Below are 1315 nucleotides of genomic sequence, written 5' to 3' on the forward strand. Positions count from 1 at the left end.
CCCGTCCGCCGCTCGTTCCACAAACGCACACCCCGAAGGGTGATTGTTTGCTTCCCGCGCTCGACTTGCATGTATTAGGCACGCCGCCAGCGTTCGTCCTGAGCCAAGATCAAACTCTCCATAAAATATGAAGTGCGCTTAATGCTCACTCATTACTTGACTAGCATGTTACTTCTTAACATATTGGTTGTTTTGTTCAGTTTTCAAAGATCAAATAAATGGTGGAGCCTAGCGGGATCGAACCGCTGACCTCCTGCGTGCAAAGCAGGCGCTCTCCCAGCTGAGCTAAGGCCCCAAAAAAACAAATGGTCGGGAAGACAGGATTTGAACCTGCGACCCCTTGGTCCCAAACCAAGTGCTCTACCAAGCTGAGCTACTTCCCGTAATGGCGCGCCCGAGAGGAGTCGAACCCCTAACCTCTTGATCCGTAGTCAAACGCTCTATCCAATTGAGCTACGGGCGCTAAATGGTGCCGAGGGCCGGACTCGAACCGGCACGGTAGAAACCTACCGCAGGATTTTAAGTCCTGTGCGTCTGCCAATTCCGCCACCCCGGCTTGGCTTATGGAGCGAAAGACGGGATTCGAACCCGCGACCCCCACCTTGGCAAGGTGGTGTTCTACCACTGAACTACTTTCGCAAAATGCGGGTGGAGGGACTTGAACCCCCACGTCGTAAGACACTAGATCCTAAGTCTAGCGCGTCTGCCAATTCCGCCACACCCGCTAATGGTGAGCCATGGAGGATTCGAACCTCCGACCCTCTGATTAAAAGTCAGATGCTCTACCAACTGAGCTAATGGCTCCTCATTGCAATAAACAAAACTGGTGCCGGCCAGAGGACTTGAACCCCCAACCTACTGATTACAAGTCAGTTGCTCTACCAATTGAGCTAGGCCGGCGTATGGTGGAGGATGCAGGGCTCGAACCTGCGACCCCCTGCTTGTAAGGCAGGTGCTCTCCCAGCTGAGCTAATCCTCCAACATTGCCTGGCGACGTCCTACTCTCACAGGGGCAAGGCCCCAACTACCATCGGCGCTGAAGAGCTTAACTACTGTGTTCGGCATGGGAACAGGTGTGACCTCTTCGCTATTGTCACCAGACATTTGTTTGTTTATTCATAATTTCAAGGACAAGGTATATTATATTAACTTTTATTAAGAAAAGCAAGTGTTTTTTTAATATTTTTTTATAATGTACCTTTTGTTTAAAGGATGTACCTTCAAAACTAGATAAGACAGACAAGTATTCATATTTTTAAATATAGTTAAGTCCTCGATCGATTAGTATTCGTCAGCTGCACGTGTCACCACGCTT

9 tRNA genes and 2 rRNA genes are annotated in these 1315 nt (G+C 49.5%); all 11 read right to left on the reverse strand.

Going from position 1 to position 1315, the window contains the following annotated elements:
* Positions 1 to 125 (reverse strand): 16S ribosomal RNA (locus HP569_RS14255); the annotation flags it as partial.
* Positions 126 to 219: 94 nt separating this feature from the next.
* Positions 220 to 295 (reverse strand) — tRNA-Ala (locus HP569_RS14260).
* An 11-nt stretch (positions 296 to 306) separates the two neighbouring features.
* Positions 307 to 383: transfer RNA gene (locus tag HP569_RS14265), tRNA-Pro, on the reverse strand.
* Positions 384 to 386: 3 nt separating this feature from the next.
* Positions 387 to 463 (reverse strand) — tRNA-Arg (locus HP569_RS14270).
* Between the two features lie 4 nt (positions 464 to 467).
* Positions 468 to 556, reverse strand: a tRNA-Leu gene (locus HP569_RS14275).
* An 8-nt stretch (positions 557 to 564) separates the two neighbouring features.
* Positions 565 to 639: transfer RNA gene (locus HP569_RS14280), tRNA-Gly, on the reverse strand.
* A 4-nt stretch (positions 640 to 643) separates the two neighbouring features.
* Positions 644 to 725 (reverse strand) — tRNA-Leu (locus tag HP569_RS14285).
* 3 nt (positions 726 to 728) lie between these two features.
* Positions 729 to 804 (reverse strand) — tRNA-Lys (locus tag HP569_RS14290).
* 20 nt (positions 805 to 824) lie between these two features.
* Positions 825 to 900, reverse strand: a tRNA-Thr gene (locus HP569_RS14295).
* Between the two features lie 3 nt (positions 901 to 903).
* Positions 904 to 979, reverse strand: a tRNA-Val gene (locus HP569_RS14300).
* Between the two features lie 6 nt (positions 980 to 985).
* A 5S ribosomal RNA gene (gene rrf / locus HP569_RS14305) occupies positions 986 to 1101 on the reverse strand.
* Positions 1102 to 1315 lie beyond the last annotated feature (214 nt).

This window comes from Paraliobacillus salinarum, assembly GCF_014083865.1.
Lineage (GTDB): Bacteria > Bacillota > Bacilli > Bacillales > Amphibacillaceae > Paraliobacillus > Paraliobacillus salinarum.